The following is a 539-nucleotide window of genomic DNA, read 5'->3' as shown; positions in this document are numbered from 1 at the left end:
TTTGGGGGCGGGGGGGGGGTTACATACCCATGCCGAAACCTCTGCTTCTGGTGATTTGCTTGAGTAGGTCTTTCCCCTCTTCCATAGCTTTTGATATGTTTGGGAAATGATGCCTTAAAGCCTCCAGTTGTTCGGAATTGAACAAGTCTTTCATCTTACCAAGTTCTTTTTTCAATTCCTTGGTTTCGGTCTTTAGTTCTTGGTTCTCCGTTCTTAGTCGGTTACTGGTTGTCCTTGCATTGTCCATTTGCTGTCTATAATACTCCTTGTCGTTCTCGGCTTTGAATACCTTTGTGCCGTTTCGCTCTTTTTCAAGTATAGCCTTTCCCAGTCTATCGGATAGCTGTTCATTTTCCCCCTCTAAAGCCTTTATTTTGGCTTTTAAGGCATCTTTTTCCCTATCGTTAACCGTTTTCCCTATCAAGCCGTAAAACTTCTCTGAAGCCTTAGAAATGAGTTTTTGGACCTTTTTCTTTGTTTCAATGGAACGTAGTTCTTTCTGAAGCTGAAGAAGCTGGTTTTGCACGTCCTTGTGCTTG

The 539-nt window shown here is 42.7% G+C and carries 1 pseudogene; it reads right to left on the bottom strand.

Annotated features, from left to right (window positions below):
- Positions 1–19: 19 nt before the first annotated feature.
- Positions 20–539, bottom strand: a pseudogene (locus tag RF637_RS13880) (mobilization protein); the annotation flags it as partial.

The sequence above is a fragment of the Kocuria sp. CPCC 204721 genome, assembly GCF_040980945.1.
Taxonomy (GTDB): Bacteria; Actinomycetota; Actinomycetes; order Actinomycetales; family Micrococcaceae; genus Kocuria; species Kocuria marina.
Note: the sequence above shows the minus strand (reverse complement) of the source record. Positions and strands in the feature narration are given on the sequence as shown.